This window comes from Bradyrhizobium sp. 1(2017), assembly GCF_011602485.2.
Taxonomy (GTDB): Bacteria; Pseudomonadota; Alphaproteobacteria; order Rhizobiales; family Xanthobacteraceae; genus Bradyrhizobium.
The window spans coordinates 5,910,261-5,929,128 of record NZ_CP050022.2 but is presented as its reverse complement, the minus strand read 5'-3'; the positions used below and the strand labels follow the sequence as shown (position 1 = coordinate 5,929,128).

Here is an 18,868-nt window from a genome sequence, read left to right as displayed (position 1 = left end):
TCACCACGAGCTAGTTCGTCAGAAAGGGCCGGGATCGTCCGGATATTGTGGCGTGGGCTTGGCGTGTGGGCTTGGCGTAATGCCTTCGATCAGGACGACCGATTTACTTGCCGGCATCGATCCAAGTTATGTATTTATATTAAAATGATTATTGCGGAATAGAATATTATTTGTTGACGCAATTATTTAAGGCTCCTTAGCGTCAATTCATCGCTGGCAAATCGGCTACCGGTCTTTTCTGTGCACGGTTATAGTGCGATGTTGCCTGTGGGTGGTGATTCGTGCCGGTGCGTTTGTGCAAATCACGTGTTTAATCTTTTAAAAGCACGTGAGTGTGGCGGTCTGAGCCAAGACATGACCCCAGCACAGCCTCGTTCTAGTCCAAAAAAAGTCCGTGGTACTCGGCCAAGAGTCGCCGCGGCCGAGATAATCGGCTTCTAAGGATAGCGTGTTGCTCGGGGGACCTCGCGGTTGAGCGCATGCCTATCGTTCCTAATGAATCAGGAGAACAGGGTAGATGGCAATTAACGACGGCTCCGCAAATGCTCCAATCGGAACGCCGCAGCTTCCGAACTTGCTCGATTCCTACGGTGCGAACCGGCCCGGATGGAATGTCGCGGGCGTAGATTACCATGTGGGGACGCCTTCGGGATTAGCGCTGAAAAATCCGGCGACGATCTCGATGGCCGGGGTATCGGTGAATACGGCGAACCACACCATCACGGTCACGGGCAGCAACGTCACGCTCGACGGCTATGATTTCTCGCTCAACGGGGGCTGGGGCGTTGTCGTCCAGGGCGCCGGCACAAAGATTCTGAATTCCAACTTCCAGGTCGGGTCCAATGGCCTCAAACCGATCTTGGCGACGGATTCGTCGTCGAATTTGACGGTCATGTACTCGACGCTCGACGGCAACAACAACGGCAATGTCAGCGGTCTCATCGAGAATCGCGGTTCGGGCACGCTGACCGTGGAGTATTCCTGGCTCAAGAATGCCGGCGGCGACATGATTCAAATGCACAATGGCGGCAAAGCGGCCGGCCTTGTCGTTGAGTACAATCTGCTGCAGAACGCCGGAATGGCATCCGGTGCGCACGGCGACTACACCGAGTTCATGGATGGGCCGTTTACCGCCACCATCATGTACAACACCACCACCCAGAACGGCGGGGCGAGCCAGGGCTTCATGGTGGAGCCTGACATCGGCAGCAGCCCGGGCGAAATTGTCTCCGGCGAAATCGGCAACAACGTATTCACCGGCAGCGTCAACGCCTTCACTGGCGTCACGGTGGCGGACATCCAGAATACGTTCACCGTCCACGACAACTACTTCGATCCGTCCACCTCGTCTTCCGGGCTGGCGTTCGGCGGTGTTCGGGGCGGTCCCAACGACTCCAGCTCCAAGTCGATCTATATCCACAACGTCAACATGAAGACTGGTGCCGTCCTTCAGGACGCAAATGCGCCGACGTCACCGACATCGCCGACGTCTCCGACGTCGCCGACCGGTCCGACTGCGCCCACGATCGCCTCCATTTCCACCGATAGCGGCACTGCTGGCGATCGCATCACGAACGACAGCACTCTCGAGCTGAAGGGTAAGGCGGCTGCCGGCAGCACGGTCAAGGTCTATGACGGTGCGACCCAACTCGGTTCGACCACCGCGGATTCGAGCGGGAATTGGGACTACATCACGAAGGTCCTGACTGACGCCAAGCATACGCTCACCGCAACGGCGACCAACTCGTCGGGGCAGACCAGCGCGGCGTCGTCTGCAATGGTAGTCACGGTCGATACCAAGGCTCCGACCGCGCCGACCATTGCCAGCAACCAGGTGAACAGCGCCAACCAGGTGGTGATGTCGGGCAATGCCGAAGCGGGTAGCCTCGTGAAGGTGCTCGACGGCACGACCCAGATCGGGACCGCGACGGCGAACAGCAGCGGTGTGTGGGCCTATACGTCCGCTGCCCTTGCGGTCGGTGCGCACAGCCTTACGGCGAAGGCCACGGACGTGGCGGGAAACACCAGCACGGCGTCCGCTGTTGTCACGGCGAGCGTCACCTCGACGTCCCCCACCACACCGACGACGCCCACCACCCCGACAACGCCCACCACGCCAACGTCGCCCACTGCTGGCACGGTGATCGAGTCGGCCGGTGCAACACGTCTCGTCGAGAGTGGTGACAAATTCTACCTCAACACCAGCACCACGACGGGCCCCACGCTGAAGAAGGGCGGCGTAGCGTTTGTCGACGGCTCAGATCACACCTGGGCGCCGATCGGTGCGGAGAAGACGACGACGGGCTATCAGGTCGTCTGGAAGGAGGCGAGCACCGGTCAGTACACGGCCTGGAACACCGACAGCAACGGCAACTACCTTTCCCACGTCGCTCTGGCCGGCTCTGGGTGGGGTGGCACCGTGTCGGGTACGAGCTCTGCCCTCAAATCGCTCGAGACGACCTTCCACCAGGATCTGAACGGTGACGGGCAGATCGGTACGTCCACGTCCACACCGACGTCCCCCACCTCACCCACGTCCCCCACCTCACCGACGTCGCCCACTGCTGGTACAGTGATCGAGTCGGCCGGTGCGACGCGTCTCGTTGAGAGTGGAGACAAATTCTACCTCAACGGCAGCACCGGGACGGGGCCCACGCTGAAGAATCACGGCGTGGACTTTGTGGAAGGGTCAGATCACACCTGGGCGCCGATTGGTGCAGAGAAGACGGCGACCGGTTATCAGGTCGTCTGGAAGGAAGCGAGCACCGGTCAGTATACGGCGTGGAACACCGACAACAACGGTAACTACGTTTCCCACGTCAGCAGCCTGACCGGCTCGACGTCGGGCGGCACCGTGTCGGGTACGAACTCCGGCCTTAAATCACTTGAGACGAGTTTCCATCAGGATCTCAACGGTGATGGGCAGGTCGGTACGGCGACGTCGTCGACGAGCACCACTCAGCTCGCTGCGACTTCGAGCTCGACGAGCAGCAACGTACAGACGAGCACGTCAGGCAATGACGCCTTCGTTGGCACCACCAAGGCCGACACGTTCTCGTTTGCCGCGAATTTCGGCAACGATGTCATCAAGGACTTCACTGCCAGCGGACCTGCTCACGACACGATCCAGTTCAGCAAGAGCGTGTTCGACAGTTTTGCGAGTGTTCTCTCTCACGCGACCCAATCGGGTCAGGACGTCGTCATCGCGACGGGGAGCGACACGCTCACGCTGAAGAACATGAAGGTCGGTTCGTTGACCAGCCAGGACTTCCACTTCGCGTAAAGTGTGGGCATCCACACCAAGTAGTACTCAACAACTGCCTTGGGGATCTCTTGGGGGATCTTCAGACAAAGGCATGGTTCAAGGGCGGCTACCATGATGGACTTTGGACGGCGGGGGGCATTCCCCCCGCCCGCTAATCTCATTAGAATTCCACTTCTTCACATATCAGAGCTCTGGGCGGCTGGACGGCAGCGGGCGGAAAAGGCCGAGCTGCGGACACCGCGACTGGTCGATTGGGCAAAGCGCCCGATCGACGCCCTGCGGCAACGAATATTCATTGGTCGACCGCGGCCAACGGATGACTATGACGATTCGCAGTCGGAGCTGTCGGCCTTCCTGCGGTCTTGCCGCCGGATTTTCTGGGCCCTCGCGGCCTTCAGCGGGATGAGCAATCTTCTCATGCTCACCGGTTCGTTCTTCATGCTGCAAGTCTATGACCGGGTGCTGCCCGGGCGCAGCATACCGACACTGATCGCCTTGATGGTCCTGGCGACGGTGCTTTACCTGTTTCAGGGTGGGCTCGACCTCATCAGGAGCAGGATCAGTGCCCGGGTCGGGCGGTATTTCGATGAAATGCTCGGTGCTCGCGTGTTCGACGCGCTTGTTCGACTGCCTCTCAAGACCAGGGCGGATGGCGACGGCTTGCAGCCGGTGCGGGATCTCGATCAGGTCCGCAGCTTCCTGTCGAGCGGCGGGCCGACGGCGCTGTTCGATCTGCCCTGGATGCCGATTTATCTCGGCGTCTGCTTCCTCTTTCACTTCTGGATCGGCGTCACTGCGCTGGCCGGCGCGCTGGTGCTTGTCGGCATTACGATCCTTACGGAAACGCGAACCCGGGGGCCGGCAAAGGCGACCTCGCGTCTGGCCGTATCGCGAACTGCCCTTGTGCTCGAGGGGCGGCGGAATGCCGAAGTTCTCCAGGCCATGGGCATGCGCCAGCAGGCGGCGCTGCGTTGGCGCGATGCCAACGCGAAGTACCTCGCGGCGCAAGAGCGGGCCAGCGACGTCGCAAACGGACTCGGTGGCGCCTCGAAGATCTTCCGGGCAATCTTGCAATCGCTGGTTCTGGCCGTCGGGGCCGTCCTCGTCATCAACCAGGAATCGACCGCCGGCATCATCATTGCCGGATCGATCCTCACCGCGCGGGCACTGGCGCCCGTCGAGATGGCCATTGCGAACTGGAAAGGCTTCGTCGCTGCGCGACAGTCGGGGCAACGGCTCGATCACTTGCTGAAGCTTCTCCCTGAAGAGGAGGAGCGGTTGGCGCTGCCTGCGCCTGTCGAAACCCTCACCGCCGAGCATCTCTATGTCGGCGCCCCGAACTGCGAGAGGCCCACCCTCAGCGAAGTGTCATTCCAGCTGCGGAGCGGGCAGGCGGTCGGAATCATTGGTCCAAGCGGATCCGGCAAGTCGACGCTGGCACGGGCGCTGGTTGGGGTGTGGCCGTGCGTCCGAGGCCGGATCCGGCTCGACAACGCCGCGCTCGATCACTGGTCTTCGGACGCGCTCGGCAAGCACATCGGTTACTTGCCTCAGGATGTCGAATTGTTTGACGGCAGCATTGCCATGAACATTGCAAGATTCGACCCGCAGGCAACCGCTGCTGCTGTTCTGGAAGCCTCACATGCCGCCGGTGCGCACGACCTCATCCTCTCCCTTCCGGAGGGATACAGCACGAAGATCGGCGAGGGAGGGCTGGCGCTGTCCGCCGGGCAGCGGCAGCGTATCGGGCTTGCGCGCGCGTTCTACGGCAAGCCCTTCCTGGTCGTACTTGATGAACCCTCGTCAAATCTAGATGCCGAGGGCGAGGAGGCCTTGACCGAGGCGATCTTGAACGTGCGCCGCCGGGGCGGAATTGTCGCCGTCGTCGCGCATCGCCCGAAGGCGCTGGAAGCGGTTGACCATGTCTTGTGTCTCGGAGACGGCAGGGTTCAGTCCTTCGGCAAGAGGGAGGAGGTTCTCAAGAAGGTGTTGCGTAATCCGATACCGCTCAAAGTCGTCGCGGAAGCTCAAGGAGGTGGCCGATGAGCGGTCAGGTAGCGCCGGCGCTGCAATCCATCCAGCGTTACATGATCGTCGGAATGATCATGCTGGCTCTGGTAACCTTCGGGGTCGGCGGCTGGGCGACAACGACCCAATTGTCGGGCGCGGTCATCACCCAGGGCGTGGTTGTGGTGGATTCGAGCGTCAAGAAGGTCCAGCACGCCACGGGCGGGATCGTGGGAGAATTGCGGGTGCGGCAAGGCGACCGGGTCAAGGCAGGCGACATTTTGATCCGCCTCGACGAGACCCAGACGCTCGCGAACGCGACGATCGTCACCAACAGCATCGATGAGCTGTTGGCACGGCAGGCTCGTCTCGAGGCCGAGCGCGATGGCGCCGACCAGGTCGTGTTCCCCAAGGTGCTGCTCGACCGGGCCAAGGAGAGCAACTCCGAGGCTAACCGTGCAATCACCGCGGAGCGGAAGCTGTTCGACCTGCGTCGTCAGGCAAGGAGCGGCCAGAAAGCGCAGTTGCAGGAGAGAAGCGCGCAGCTGGAGAACGAGATCAAGGGCTATATGGGCCAGACCGAGGCCAAGCAGAAGGAAGTCGAATTCATCCGCCAGGAGCTGGAGGGCGTGCGCAGCCTCTGGCAAAAGAATCTGGTGCCGATCACGCGGCTCAATGCCCTCGAACGCGACTCCGCCCGTATCGAAGGCGAGCGCAGCCAGCTCGCCGGAATGATTGCTCAGTCGAAGGGCAAGATCTCGGAAATCGGACTCCAGACCATTCAGGTCGACCAGGATTTGCGGACGGAAGTCGGCAAGGACCTGATCGAAACACGCTCGAAACTCTCCGAACTGAGCGAGCGCAAGACTGCCGCGGTTGATCAGCTGAACCGGGTCGATATCCGGGCTCCGCAGTCCGGCCGTGTCCACGAGCTGAACGTCCACACTGTTGGCGGCGTCATCGCGCCCGGCGAGCAGATCATGCTGATCGTACCTGACGCAGATTCGCTCGCGATCGAGGTCAAGATCGCACCGCGCGATATCGACCAGGTTTATGTGGGGCAGACTGCCACGATGCGCTTCGCGGCGTTCAACCAGAAGACTACGCCCGAAATCGATGGGGAGGTCAGCATGGTCTCGGCAGATATTACGCAGGATCAGCGCGCCGGCACGAGCTACTATACGGGCCGCGTCCTGTTGAAGCCGGAAGAGCTGGCGAAACTCGGTTCGGCCAAGCTGCTGCCCGGCATGCCGGTCGAGGTCTTCATTAAGACGGCAGGTCGGACCGCACTGTCATACCTGCTCAAGCCGCTGCAGGATCAGGCGGGGCACGCGTTCAAGGAGCGTTGAGAGCCTTTCGCGCAAGCATTCGGCGCCGGCGCCTATTCCTAGGGTGTCGGCGCCGCGAGCTGCGCCGGGAAGGGCGACCTGACGCATTGGCGGCGGGCGTGCCCGGCGACGAAAGCGCATCATCCCCGGCTGGAGATTGAGACCTGGTTTGAACGCCTGACCGCGGCGCTCTGGGAATGTCGGTTCGCCGCAGGAGACTTGGCCTGGCGAATGTCGTGAGATCGCCCGCCTCCTCATGAGCCGCAGCAGGTCGCGCGGCTTTCGGTGGATCAACCGTAACGGAAGCCTGTTGCCTCTGGGGCAAGGCTAGCGATCGCTCGAGCCGTCCGCTCAGCACGCCCGCCTGGAGTGAAAGGCATCGCCGTTACGGTGGCAAGTATCGTAGCTTGGCCCACGAGCAACTCATCTGCATGCGCATCGATCCTGTAGGGACGTGCCGTTGAGCATTTGCCTCGAGTAATCAGATCGCGAACTCGAATTATATGCGGCGGCAGGATCTTGGGATCGCTGGATGCGTCGGGCGTGCGTCCTTGATGGGCCTCTCGTCGGACCGCCCGACTGGACCAGAATTTCTCGCTCTGTTCACTCGCCCTAGTGTTTCCATCAGCAGGTCGGTCTGCGCACATCCCTGCGGCCGTCTGCGTACGGCATCTGCACCGACTTAATGTCGAGTTGATTATTGCTATTTAAATTAAAAGACATTAAATATATTAAATAACCTGAGCGACCGGACCGCTTCCGCGACCGGACCGCTCGGAGCGGTGAATCCTGACTTAGTTGGCGTTCTCAGGGGGTGGCGGATGCAACGTACCTCGGGGCTGGCCGTCGCGGCAGCGATTGCTGTTATGATCGGGGGCGTTCAGTGGGCCCGTGCGGGATTCTTGACCGTGCCAAGGGCGCCGCCGGCACCGGCCCGCATTGAGCTCGGACGCCCGACGCTTCCACCTCTCACGTACACGGTGTTTTGCCTGCGATATGAGGCCGAATGTCGCCCGCGGCGCTCCTTCCGCGGCGGTCCGATCCGGTTGACCGAGAAGCGATGGGCGGACCTACAGGAGATCAATCGCACGGTCAATCAGGCAATAGAACCGGCTCGCAGCGAGCTCGGTCTCGCCAGCGAAGAGTGGACCATCAACCCCGATCGTGGCGATTGCAACGATTACGCGGTGAGCAAGCGTCACGAGCTGCTTCGGCGCGGCTGGCCGGCGCGCGTCCTCCTATTGAGCGAAGTCGTCATGAGGTCCGGCGAACATCATCTCGTGCTTCTGGTGCGGACTAGGAGCGGCGATTTCGTCCTCGACAATCTCACGCCACGGGTCAAGCCATGGTCACGGACGCCCTATCGCTGGGTTCGCGTGCAAAGCGCCGGCAGTGACAGGCTGTGGGCCACTGTTGGACGAGAAGGGGTATGAGGGCACGAGCGCTGGAGCCCGAGGCTGCCTTGGCGAGACCGGTTGCGCTTACTCGTGAGCGCGATTCAGCCGCTCGAGCGAAGCGATCCGATCCTCAAGCGCGACAATCCGGCGGAGAAGATCGAGGTGCGACAGCCCCAGGGTAGCCCGTGTCGATCCGATGACGGAAGCGGCAGCACTCGGTTGCTCGGCGTTGGGAAGGAGGACGCTGAATATACGCAGGACGCCGTCGCCAGTCAGCACATCGACCCAGCCTTCGGAAGGTGATCGCCCTACGATCCGGCCTGGCACGCGGCCGACATAGCAGCGAGCATCAAGCTGCGGGGAGGCGTGAGCGATGATGAGCCGCTGCCCGGCAAGGTGGGTGAAGGCACCAGGAAATGGCGGCGTCAAGCCGCGGATCAGCCGATCGATAGTGTCGGTCGACTGCTGCCAGTCTATCTCTCCATCATCAGGAACACGGGTGCAGCCATAGGAGGCGTGATCGGCATCTTGAGCCGTGCCCTGATAGCCGTTGATCGCTCGAACGACGACCCCGCCGAGCTCATCTTCCTGGATCGCGTTGAGGCGATCGTAGAGCGAGGTGACCGTCTCGTTCGCACCGATCGAGATCGCCTTCTGAAACAGCAGATTTCCGCCGTCAAGCTCCGGGATGACAAGGTGAATGCTGATGCCGGCGGTGGTCTCGCCGTTGATGACTGCCCAATTAACGTTGGCGCGGCCGCGATAACGCGGCAGAAGGGAATAGTGCACGTTGACGAAGCGACACAATGCAAGAATGCGCGGCGGAATGATCCGGTCGAACGAGGAGATCACAACTGCCGCCGGGCGCAGGTCTGCGATCACTTTCTGAAGCTGGTTCAACTCCTGCATCTCTGTAACCGGGATGCCGCGTGCTTCTGCAAATGTGCTGAACGCACGGGCCTCGGGTTGGTCCGGTTTTCGGAAGATCTGGACCACGCGGCACTTCGCGGCCAAGGAGCGAAGCGCCGCGAAGCCTGTCGGTCCGTCCGCGAGGAGCACGACATCGGGCTGCAGCAGTTCCGTCATGTCGCCGCCGGCCACGGTACGAGCTGGGCGAAGCCATCCCGAGTGACGGCGCCGCCGCGCCGAATCCATTCGGCCGCACGCAAGCCGCCAGTCTGCAATCGTACGATCGGTTCGGGGCCAATCTCCGACAGCAGAATGCCCATGTGGCCTGGCTTTACGGGACTCGCTGGCCAGACAGCGAAGCCATTTCGCGCCAGCGCCGTTCGATCGATGTCGCCCCAGAACTGGACCACTACGGCGCCGGCGCGCGCGCAGGCTGCCAAATGTGTAGCCTCTGCCTGGCCGACGCGCGATGTGGTCGCTGGCTGCAAGGCGACGACGAAGGCGTCCCACGCATCGGGGTGAACAGCGGCAACACTGTTGAACGTCTCGACCTTCGCCCCAAGGCTTGTCAGCCCGGTGTGCAGGGGAGCAAGGAAGTCGTTATCGCAGAGCAGGCCTATCTTGTTGCCAAGGACCGCCAGACCACAGTCGTGCAATTGCTTCACGGCGAGCGGGCCGAGGAATGAGAAGACGTCGACAGCGGGATGCCGCTCGTTGACTCCGACCACTGGGATTCCGCGCCGTGCGCACGCTTCGATATCGAGGTCCTCAGGGCGAAATTCCCAAGCCTCGAACATCAAGGCAATCACGGCGTCGTCGCGAAGCTGGTCGATCAGTTCAGCCGTAAGAGGACGAAGGTGGCCACTGTTGGTTATGATGTCGACGCTGCGGAGGATCTCAGGGCTGATGCTTTCCAAGATCTCGATACGGTCAGCGACGCCCAGAAGGGTCGCGAGTTCCATGGTCTCACGCTTGGCATCGAGCACGGTCCCATGGCGGCCGGGCTTCGTGAACGCGTAGACGCACTTGGCTCCGGCCATCGCTGCGAGGATTGGGGTCACGGCATAAGCGCCAGTTGCGGCTTCGGTCAGCACAGTCATTCCCGACATGTCCAGTCCCGTCTCCGCGACGGCGAGCTTCATCAGCGTTCGCAGTCGAACAGGCGAGAAGCCCGGTCTGTGATAAGCTCTCGGGTCCGCATCGCCAGATCGCAATTGCGCGACCGTTGTTCCAGTCACAGTCATTGATCTGCCCCGCTGTTGCCCGTGGAGGAAGCCGGCTTCGTGGTGTTTTTGACCGGGGCGCTCTGGATACCAATCGCGCGTCGCCCGGAGCGTGTCGTAGAACGGATCGCGTATGAGCGCTCTGATGGTCCTGCCGATGCGCATTCTCGGAAGCGCGCCCGGTCCCCCGAGCTCAACAGCTGCTGGAGGGCAGCCCCCAAACCCTCCGATACCTTCTGCTTCACCACGCGATCGCTATTCGTGGTCGTCAGAGGGACTCTTGGAGGGCAGTGCATTCGGCCCGCGAGCATGTCCAATAACTCTGCTGGAAAGACATTATCGACGAAAAAAAGAACGAAGGCCTCGTGCTTGCGTACTCGGCGCAAGGCGCCGTTTCGAGAAAAGAGGCCTCTCAATAAGTGAATCTAGTAATCGAAATGCAATTCCGCGGCCTTCGGTTGTCTACGCTCACCCAGGCCCTCCGTCATATTTAATAGGACTATTAAATCCTAAAATTCAAATGTCAAAATAAATAATCCACGAGGCGCGTGTCGCGAGCGGTGTTGTGGCCAGCTGTTCCTACCATTTTGAATGCGCGATATCGGGCGCCGCTATTTTGCCGCTGGGCTGGACCAGCGGGAGGCTATCAATGGCTCACTTGATACCGAGAACGAGTTGTCGGGAGGTCTTGAAGAACTGTGGGAAATTCGCCGCCGTCAGCGGTGGCTCCGCTGCTTCCGCCTCTCGGACCTCAACCGCTATCGCAGTTCTGGCGATTGTGCAGTGCAGCAACGGCAAGGGCAGGGTTGGCGACGATGGCAGCCCTCGTACCCGTTGAAGTGACGCCAGCGACAACTTCCTGACACCGCCGCCCTAACGACGGTCGGAGGCTCAGGCGGTTCGGCGGCGCTTTTGTCCGGATGGGCGGCGGTCGATCAGGAGATCATTCAGCTTCTTGCCGGAGCGAAGTTGCGCTTTCAGCCATCGGGGCTGTTTGCCACGGCCAGACCAAGTTTCGGATGGATTCTTGGGATTCCGGTACTTTGGCAGCACCGGAGGGTAGGGGCGGCGTGCATGTTCCCCGCGGCCATCGGCAGTCCCCTCCAGCCTGCGAAGCCGCTCTTCGAGCTTGACCTTTTCCGCGGTCATTCTGCGGCCAAGAACCGCAGTCACTTCGTCATACAGCCGCCAAAGCTCCGCCGTACTGGCGGACGTCCAGTTGTCATTGTCCATTGGAAGCTGTCCCCAACTACTTCCAGCCTCAAAGCAGGAGCAGGGGGAATATCAGGTCGAAGCCCCGTCGGGCAAGCCTGTTAGCGCTACCGACTGGGGACGACGGTCCGGCCGGGAGGGCGTCTCCTAGGGGTGATGCGCCGATTGGCTCGCCTTCCGCCAAACATACGCTGCTCGGCCTTCAAGACGCGACTACGCAAATTTTGTAATTCGTTGAATTGAATAATCAAATTTTGATGGGTTTGACGCAGAATAGCCGCAGAATACATGTGACCACCTACTCGCTACTGAAGATCACTTAATGACCGCTTGGCGAAAATGACCGCTTGGCGAAGTTTGCCCGGCTGACGAAGATGCCGACCCACTTTGCCGATTAGCGTTCAACGGTCCTATAATCGGAACTGAAAGCCTGTCTCGTTTGAAAAGCGTCTATCCGGCTACCTCCCTCGAAATCAGACAATTGAGAAAATTCGCGCTCCTCATTTGAGCCTCCTGCCGCAACGGCAAAATCAAAAGATTGCAGCTATTTGTGTATCCGATGAGCCCCCCTGGTCTCGACGGATCGGTAAATGTTTCTTGCCTTCCTGTTGGCCTGCCTCACTTTCGGCGAAACTTCGCTGAATGTTAGGTTTGAATCGCGAATGTAACTATATATCCTTGGTAATAATCTGCAGTGGACGCTGAGGCAATGTCGACGCAACTACATCGTTGCGAGAGTTTGTTTGACATATCTATTTAAAATTGTCCAATGGACCTGACTTTACAGGAATTCATGGCTGGGCTTGGCGGGCGGAGCCCGCATTCATACGGTGCTGCAGGCATTTTCAAAGCAAGTTACGGTGCCGCGGCCCCCTGTGCGCTGCGACAGGTGCCAAGCTTTGACGTTGCGCGCCGACTGTATGGTTAATGTGCGTCACGCGTCAGGACATTGCTGGAATAAACCGCCGGCGTGCGGGTTTTGATCTCGGGCAGAGGAAATATGCGCCGCACCAGAATAGTCATCGCGGATCGACACCCAATCGTCTTGCAGGGGATCAGCAGCCTGCTTTCGATGCAGAGTGATCTCGCGATTGTGGCCTCTTGCGGAGATGCAGCAAGCTGCACCCAGTCCATACGGCTTCTTGTGCCGGATATTGCGCTGATTGATGCTGCAATGTCTGATATCAGACTGCCGGACCTTCTTGCTCCTGCAAGCGCTGCGGGCCAAGGTACCCAAGTAATTCTCTTCGCAGATGCGGCCGGCCGTCGCGAGTTGCAAAGCTTGGCCGTGGACGGCTCCTGCCTCGTTCTCACCAAAGATGCCAAGCTGGAGACCTTGGTCGCCACCCTACGGAAGGTAGCCCAGAACCAGCGGCTGGCGTCACGTTCGGCGAGTCCCGGAGACGTCGGCGAGGATCCTCAGGCCGGTGAAGAGAAGTCACTGACGCAGCTAACCGGCCGCGAGCGGCAGATCATGCGGCTTGTATCTGAGGGATTATCGAACAAGGAAATCGGGCGTTGCCTGAAAATCACCGACGGCACGATCAAAGTGCACCTGCATCACATCTTCCAGAAGCTGGATATCAGCAACCGGACTGTTCTCGCGGCGCTGGCGATTTCACGGAGCGAGCATCTGGAGGCTCGTGAAATCGACGCTCCCGGCCTGCTACAGCGATATCCCGCCAGCGCAAAATGACGTGGGCGCCAAGAAGCTAGCTCCTTGGCATGCATGGGTCATTGTTTTGTGCTTTCGGCGTCGTCTATCGCGCTTAGATATTCAAGCATGTTGCGGCAGGCCCCTTCGGCCTCGGCCAGCGTTCGGAACGGCGAGCCGCTGATCTTGATGGCTCCAATGTTCTCGAAAAGCGGTCGCCAGCTCGCCAAGTAGCCAGAGCGTCCATGAAAGCCGGGACCGGTGGGGTTCCCGAAACTGATCACGAACGAGAAGCCATCGCTGCTTGCGCTCCAGATCTCGATACCCTGGGCAGCGGGTCGGCGAAATTGCAGTGGCATGGCAACGATCTGCCGGTTGCGATTAGGTTCGACGAGGCGAATGTCTAAATAAATAATATTAAATCGGAAGCGCAAGCTAAATTTTTGGCGCAGCGCCCTGATCCGGCACGGGGGGACTCAAGTGGGCCGGACCTTCGTAGCGAACGCCAGGCCGTCGCTGAAATAGTTGTTGAGCCTTTATTTAATTTATAATAGCTTTTAAATGGTTATTAAATTGATGGAGGACGTATCGTGACCCGGGACGGCGATAAAGATGACGACCGGAGGGCATTTTTGAAAACTTGCGGAAGATTTGCGGCTGTTACGCCCCCTGTCATGACCCTGCTCCTGTCCACCTCACTGACATCAACAGCCATTGCACGTTCAGGCGGCCTGCGCAGCGCGACGCGTGGCGACGACAGGAGCCAGTCATTCTTCGACAACGATCGTTCGTCCGGGGCAGCGCCAGGGGGCTCCGGTGGCGGGGGATCTGTAGGTGGTGGATCATCTGGCAGTAGCCGCAGCGCGTCATCGAGTATCGGCGGGAAGTCCAGCGGCGAATCCGGTGGAGGGAGTTCTGGCGGTCAGGGTCCTTTCGCGACCGGCGGGAACTCTGGAAATCCGTCCGCAATTGGAGGCGTTGATTGCGCAGATGAAGACGACGCTGCGCGGAGGCGCAATCCCGATTGTGAGCGACCAGCCACCCGAATTTCGAGCGTAACCGGATCTGAGCACTAGTGCAGCCGGGCCCGTAAAGACGCGTGCCGAGAATCTCAGAGACCGAGTCGATCGGGAAGAGAACCGTCGGCGCGACCTGTGTAAGCCGGGCTATGTCCGCAAAGCGAGTGAGCTCAGCGGGCAAGCGAACGGTCGCGGCAAACTGGCAGTTTTATATTTCAGGCCTGCGCCTCTCGGCCGCGCTCCATCGAATTATCACAACGAGTGTCCGAAACCGAACGGATGGCTCGACTTTAATCGATCATAGTTTGCACCGGTGCGGGGGCGAGCGGTTCATCCGCCCCACGCCAAGAGCAGGGGCACTGGGCTTCCGGCGCAGCACATGCCGGAGTTGTTGGGGTCTTCAATCCGTTATCTAGTTTCGCTTGAAGGGATGAAAGCTCGTGAATGATGCCAATGTGAAAGTCGGAACGCATGCCGATGCAGTGAATGAGATTACGCATGGAGCAAAGCCAAGCTCGATTCACCGCTTTCAAATTTCCAGGAACTCTTCCGTGGTTTTGTCGAGCAGGCCGCACATGCGAGAGGTTGCGATCGACACGACCGAGCCCATCACGTCCGGCTTCAACCGGGTATTGAACAGGACCGTCGCATAAGACCGTCTGAATCGAGGCACCGGCCGCGCGGATCGGCTGGCCTACCGGGCCGGCAACGGATTGCAGGAAATCAAGATGGGTATAGTGATGATCAAATGCCCGGAAACGGGCAGCGCCATTTCAACCGGTATCGAGACCTCTCGCGAGAGGTTCCGGTGTAGCGCGGTTTTCTTTTCACGCACTTATTGCCGGATCTGCGCGACGACACACGAGTGGTTCGCGAGAGAGGCCTGGGTCTACGAGCCTGCCCCGGATAGTCGGCCCGGTGGCTGGCAAGCGTCTCGCGCCGTCGTGGCGTGAATCTCGGCGGCACCCTGAGAGACGATCCGCTCGATCCTGCGGCTCATCACCCTGTAGCACTCGCACGCCACGGCTTCGAGCCGCGGCCGGTCAATTTCGAGCTGACCCCGCCGGTTCGATTTCAATCCTCTTGACGCCCGCAACGCGCTCACGACGTGCGTGACGGTGGTGCGGCGGACGCCCAGCAACTCCGACATGGTCTCCTGCGTCAAAGGGAGGAGATTGCTGCCATCCGTCCGGTCGTGAATGTGAAGCAGCCAGCGTGCCATCCGGGCTTCGACGGAGTGGAGGGCATTGCACGCCGCAACGTGTTGAAATTGCGTCAACAGCGACCGCGTGAAAATTTGCACCATGGACGTGATCGCGGGGCTGCGACGTAGAGCCATCAAAAATTGCGCCGCCGGGATCTGCAGCACTGTCCCTGGGACGCGGACGACTGCTGTCACGGGTGAGCGGGATGCGCCTAGCGCCGAGGTCAGGCCGATGGCACCCTCATGGCCGACGACCCCCGTGGCAACTGTTTGCCCGTTGGGCAAGTCCACGATGAAGGCGATCGCGCCACCACAGGGAAAGATAACGTTTTCGATCCGATCGCCCGATCGGACCAGTACGGCATCACGCCCGAGAACGACTTTCCGTAGATGAGGTGCAAGCAAAGCGAAATCCGCTGGCGGCAACGCTGCTAACAACCGATTTCCAACTCTGGTCCCGTGGTCCATCATGGGATTGGCCCTGACGGATACCCGGCGCTAGACCTCGTGCCGGTTTGTCGAGCTGTTCTGCAAAGTAATAGCGCAACTGCGAGCCAAACGGCCACCACGGATATGGTTCCAATGATGAATGGCGTGCATTTGCAGGTTCGAAAATCCTCGCTGCAGAGAGCCTGCCCTGGCTCCATCGGCACCCACCTTGGCCTCCGCGGGCATCACAAGTGATCGCGTCGACCTCGTCGCCAACCAGGCCTGTGCGGTGCGCCCACCGTAGCGAGATTAAGCACTTACGCAGACTCGTTGGACGCGTTAGCGCCGAGTGCTCGATTGGGCATTCCCGCCTGCGAGCTTCGTACTTCTCCCGCGACAGGCGTTAATCGCAGTTCAAATGCAGTGAGGGGCCCCTTGAAGGGACCCGGAGTGGCGGCAGGCGTCTCTCTTCTTTTCAGCGCCAGGTCGAAGCGATGCTGTTACGAAGCAGGCCCGCGCTTCGGGAGAAGCGTTCCCGACCCGCGTCAGAATTCGAGGTCAGCATCTTCTTCCATCCAGATCGTGAGTTATATAGATCGTTTAGTCTATGATAAATATGGTCGCAACGTGGCGCTGCTTTCGATGGACGAGACGCTCTAATTATGCGCAATGGCACCGAGGTGCTCGGCAGCTTGCGCCAAGCGGGACTGAGCCATGGCGTCCGCGATCGTTGCGAAGGCTCTGATGCTCCATCTGCGCGCTGATTGGGCGCGCGCCCCGGCAGTTGGCGGATCATGCGCGAGAGATCGCCGCGAGCGGCAGTTGTTGCTGGCACATCTCCTGCGCAACGGCCGGAAAGCTCGGCCAGATCGATGTCCAGCCGTGCTGCTTCCAATGCGCGGTCAAACCGACCGTCTCAGCTACGAGCACGCATGCTGTTCAGATCAATGAAGCATGAGATCAGGCGGAGCGTGATCGTTGCACAGATTTCCGCGCCCGCGAGAGCTTTGCTGTCTGGTTGTCCGAAGAGAGGAGACGGTCGATCAACAGCTTGAATAGAGCTGTGACCTTCTTGGTATCCTGTTTCGGATCGTGCAACGATACCGCCTTTGTCGCATCCATAAGACCGAGAATAGCCATAGCCGCAGTCTCGGGGTCCAATTCGGACTGGATCTCAGCCTGCGCCTGTCCGTGGCGGACCACTTCGGCGATAAGGTTGCGCATTCTCCGACTGCGGCCGTGCAATATTTTCGCCATTTCGGGATTGCGTCTGCTCTCCGCGAGCATCTCGAAGAAAAGCGCAGACTGGGCCGGATTTGCGGGATGCTGCTCGATCTCCGAGAGCAGCGCGGATATGACCGAACGACCGCCATGGACGTCCTGCTTGAATCGCTCTGAAACTCCCTCAAGCCGGGCGTCAGCCATCGCGGCGATGATCGCGTCCTTGCTTTCGAAATAATGATAGAGGTGACCAGGGCTGATCCCGGCTTCGGCGCAAATCTGAGCTGTCGAGGCGCCGCTCAGGCCGCTTCGGAGGAAGCAACGCTTGGCGGCGGCCAGGATTTCTTGACGCTTCTTTTCGTGCTTGATCGGGTCAAGTTTGCGCATAAGGGCTTCTATAAACTGGGCAAATTGCTCCAGCAACCCTATCCGGGCGGAAGTGCAACTATCCTCCTCGATCACCGCAGGCCCGTTCGGCTCTGCACGCGGCCGCGGTTAGGCGATCAAAGGCGTATCGCTGACGGCAAACGATCGACCTCTAAAATGTCGTGAAGTCCGAGCCTCAGATCGCTCGTCGCTCAAGGCGGCATTGGCCGCCTTTTACGGCATCGTGAGAACGTAATTACCGATCAACCGTGAGCGAACTGTTGCATCAAGGTGGCCCAGAATGGCCAGACTTCGTTGGACCGCTCGACGCTCGTCTGCACCATGACGAGCTTCGATGATGGGTCGACACAGATAATTTGCCCATAAGAGCCGATCAGCGCGAACTGGCGGCGCGTACCGGGAAGCAGCCACAGCAGATAGCCGTAGCCCAGGTTGGGACCGGCTTTCCCCGGCGACAGATACCCGTCGGAGGGGCGCACCGTTGTGGCGTCGATCAGCCATTGCTTGTTCACCACCTGGTTTCCATTCCAGGAGCCGTCATGGGCGAGCAGGCGGCCGAGACGGGCGTAGTCGCGCAAATTGGCGCTGAAGAAGCCGTGAGCGATTTCATACCCCTCCTTGTCGACCATCCAACTGGCGTCGGATTCGCTGCCGATCTGTGACCAGACCTTCTCCTCCAGGTAGGCCGAGGCCGTCTTGCCCGTGGCGTAGCGCAGCACGACGCCCAGGACGTCCGGCTCGATGCTCGCATAGAAGAATCGCGTCCCAGCCGGAGCGATCCGCTTGTTGAATTGGATGATGCTCTTGATCGTCCCGCGGGTAAACAGGCTGTAGCCCTGCACCATGGTGCGCCACAGCCGGTTGAGATCGCGGCTGTTGTCCTCCTCCTCGCCGAACTCGACACCCGAGGACATGTGCAGGAGATCGCGGAGCCGCGTCTTGCCGTACTCGGTACCGGCAAAACCGGGCACATAGGTCTCAGCGGTATCGTCGACGCTTCTGATCTTGCCTTCGCTGACCGCGATGCCGATCAGCAAGCCGGTGATGGACTTCGCCATGGACTGGGAGACGAAGCGGTTCTTGTCCGTTCGCCCATACTGGTAACCCTCGAACAGGATGCAATCGTCTTTCGCGATGATCAGGCCGGTGACGGGGTTGCGCGCCAGATAGGCTCGCACCGATGAACGGTCGCCGAAGTGCCAGTAGTTCACGTCGGTGGGGGCGCGCCGGAAGGACCACGGGGCAGCCGCGCGCTTGACCGTGCGCGTCTTGAAGATCTCGTCGAGATGTGTGAACGCGCCGACGCGATATTTTGGCTCGAACGGATTTCCTGGCTGAACCGACAGGCTCGGGTCGGCGATGGGGTATCCTGCCGCCTCGCCATGGAGGTCGGCCGACGGTCCCGACGGCAAGTAGAGGGGGCCGGCGTCGGCCTCACCGGCTGCTGCATGCTGCGTCATCACGCCCGCCATCGAACTTGCAGCCATGCCCGCCAGCAGGCCCCGTCGGGATATGATGCGCTGCGATCCGTCTTCCACGATGTCTGTCCCCGGGCGTGATGGCGTAGTCTGCATGACGCGGTGATCCGTCCCAGCAAAACAGGCGAGTGTTAA

Annotated in this window: 12 protein-coding genes; 5 read left to right on the top strand and 7 right to left on the bottom strand. The window is 60.3% G+C overall.

The window, feature by feature from the left end:
- Window positions 1-517 precede the first annotated feature (517 nt).
- The 4 genes from HAP40_RS28190 to HAP40_RS28175 all read left to right on the top strand — a co-directional run bounded on the left by HAP40_RS28190 (window position 518) and on the right by HAP40_RS28175 (window position 8,033).
- Window positions 518-3,283 (top strand): Ig-like domain-containing protein, encoded by a 2,766-nt coding sequence (locus HAP40_RS28190; RefSeq protein ID WP_246741293.1) that lies wholly within the window; start codon window positions 518-520, stop codon window positions 3,281-3,283.
- Window positions 3,284-3,667: 384 nt separating this feature from the next.
- Window positions 3,668-5,311 carry a type I secretion system permease/ATPase gene (locus tag HAP40_RS28185; RefSeq protein ID WP_246741294.1) on the top strand — a complete coding sequence of 548 codons (1,644 nt, stop codon included), beginning with the start codon at window positions 3,668-3,670 and terminating at the stop codon, window positions 5,309-5,311.
- Window positions 5,308-6,621, top strand: coding sequence for an HlyD family type I secretion periplasmic adaptor subunit (locus HAP40_RS28180; RefSeq protein ID WP_166814683.1), 1,314 nt, complete (start codon window positions 5,308-5,310; stop codon window positions 6,619-6,621). Before HAP40_RS28185 ends, HAP40_RS28180 begins: the two co-directional genes overlap by 4 nt.
- Before the next feature lie 800 nt (window positions 6,622-7,421).
- Window positions 7,422-8,033, top strand: a complete 612-nt coding sequence (locus HAP40_RS28175; RefSeq protein WP_166814684.1) for a transglutaminase-like cysteine peptidase — start codon at window positions 7,422-7,424, stop codon at window positions 8,031-8,033.
- 48 nt (window positions 8,034-8,081) lie between these two features.
- Here HAP40_RS28175 and HAP40_RS28170 read toward each other — a convergent pair whose 3' ends face one another.
- The 3 genes from HAP40_RS28170 to HAP40_RS28160 form a co-directional block, all read right to left on the bottom strand.
- On the bottom strand, window positions 8,082-9,083 hold the full coding sequence (locus HAP40_RS28170; RefSeq protein ID WP_166814685.1) for a methionyl-tRNA formyltransferase: 1,002 nt from the start codon (window positions 9,081-9,083) through the stop codon (window positions 8,082-8,084).
- Window positions 9,080-10,048: a hypothetical protein gene (locus HAP40_RS28165; protein ID WP_166814686.1), complete on the bottom strand. Its 969-nt coding sequence runs from the start codon at window positions 10,046-10,048 to the stop codon at window positions 9,080-9,082. Before HAP40_RS28165 ends, HAP40_RS28170 begins: the two co-directional genes overlap by 4 nt.
- Before the next feature lie 972 nt (window positions 10,049-11,020).
- Entirely contained in the window at window positions 11,021-11,362 is a 342-nt protein-coding gene (locus HAP40_RS28160) for an H-NS family nucleoid-associated regulatory protein (RefSeq protein ID WP_166814687.1), read from the bottom strand.
- A 979-nt stretch (window positions 11,363-12,341) separates the two neighbouring features.
- Between HAP40_RS28160 and HAP40_RS28155 the strand changes: the two genes are divergently transcribed.
- The gene (locus HAP40_RS28155; protein ID WP_166814688.1) at window positions 12,342-13,037 is read left to right on the top strand and encodes a LuxR C-terminal-related transcriptional regulator; all 696 of its coding nucleotides are present in this window, start codon (window positions 12,342-12,344) and stop codon (window positions 13,035-13,037) included.
- Between the two features lie 38 nt (window positions 13,038-13,075).
- Here HAP40_RS28155 and HAP40_RS28150 read toward each other — a convergent pair whose 3' ends face one another.
- The 4 genes from HAP40_RS28150 to HAP40_RS28135 form a co-directional block, all read right to left on the bottom strand.
- Window positions 13,076-13,429 carry a hypothetical protein gene (locus HAP40_RS28150; RefSeq protein WP_334270717.1) on the bottom strand — a complete coding sequence of 118 codons (354 nt, stop codon included), beginning with the start codon at window positions 13,427-13,429 and terminating at the stop codon, window positions 13,076-13,078.
- 1,474 nt (window positions 13,430-14,903) lie between these two features.
- Window positions 14,904-15,656: a Crp/Fnr family transcriptional regulator gene (locus tag HAP40_RS28145; RefSeq protein WP_414645346.1), complete on the bottom strand. Its 753-nt coding sequence runs from the start codon at window positions 15,654-15,656 to the stop codon at window positions 14,904-14,906.
- A gap of 951 nt (window positions 15,657-16,607) precedes the next feature.
- Window positions 16,608-17,330 (bottom strand): TetR/AcrR family transcriptional regulator, encoded by a 723-nt coding sequence (locus tag HAP40_RS28140; RefSeq protein WP_166814690.1) that lies wholly within the window; start codon window positions 17,328-17,330, stop codon window positions 16,608-16,610.
- 167 nt (window positions 17,331-17,497) lie between these two features.
- Window positions 17,498-18,727: a serine hydrolase domain-containing protein gene (locus tag HAP40_RS28135; RefSeq protein ID WP_166814691.1), complete on the bottom strand. Its 1,230-nt coding sequence runs from the start codon at window positions 18,725-18,727 to the stop codon at window positions 17,498-17,500.
- Window positions 18,728-18,868: the final 141 nt, after the last annotated feature.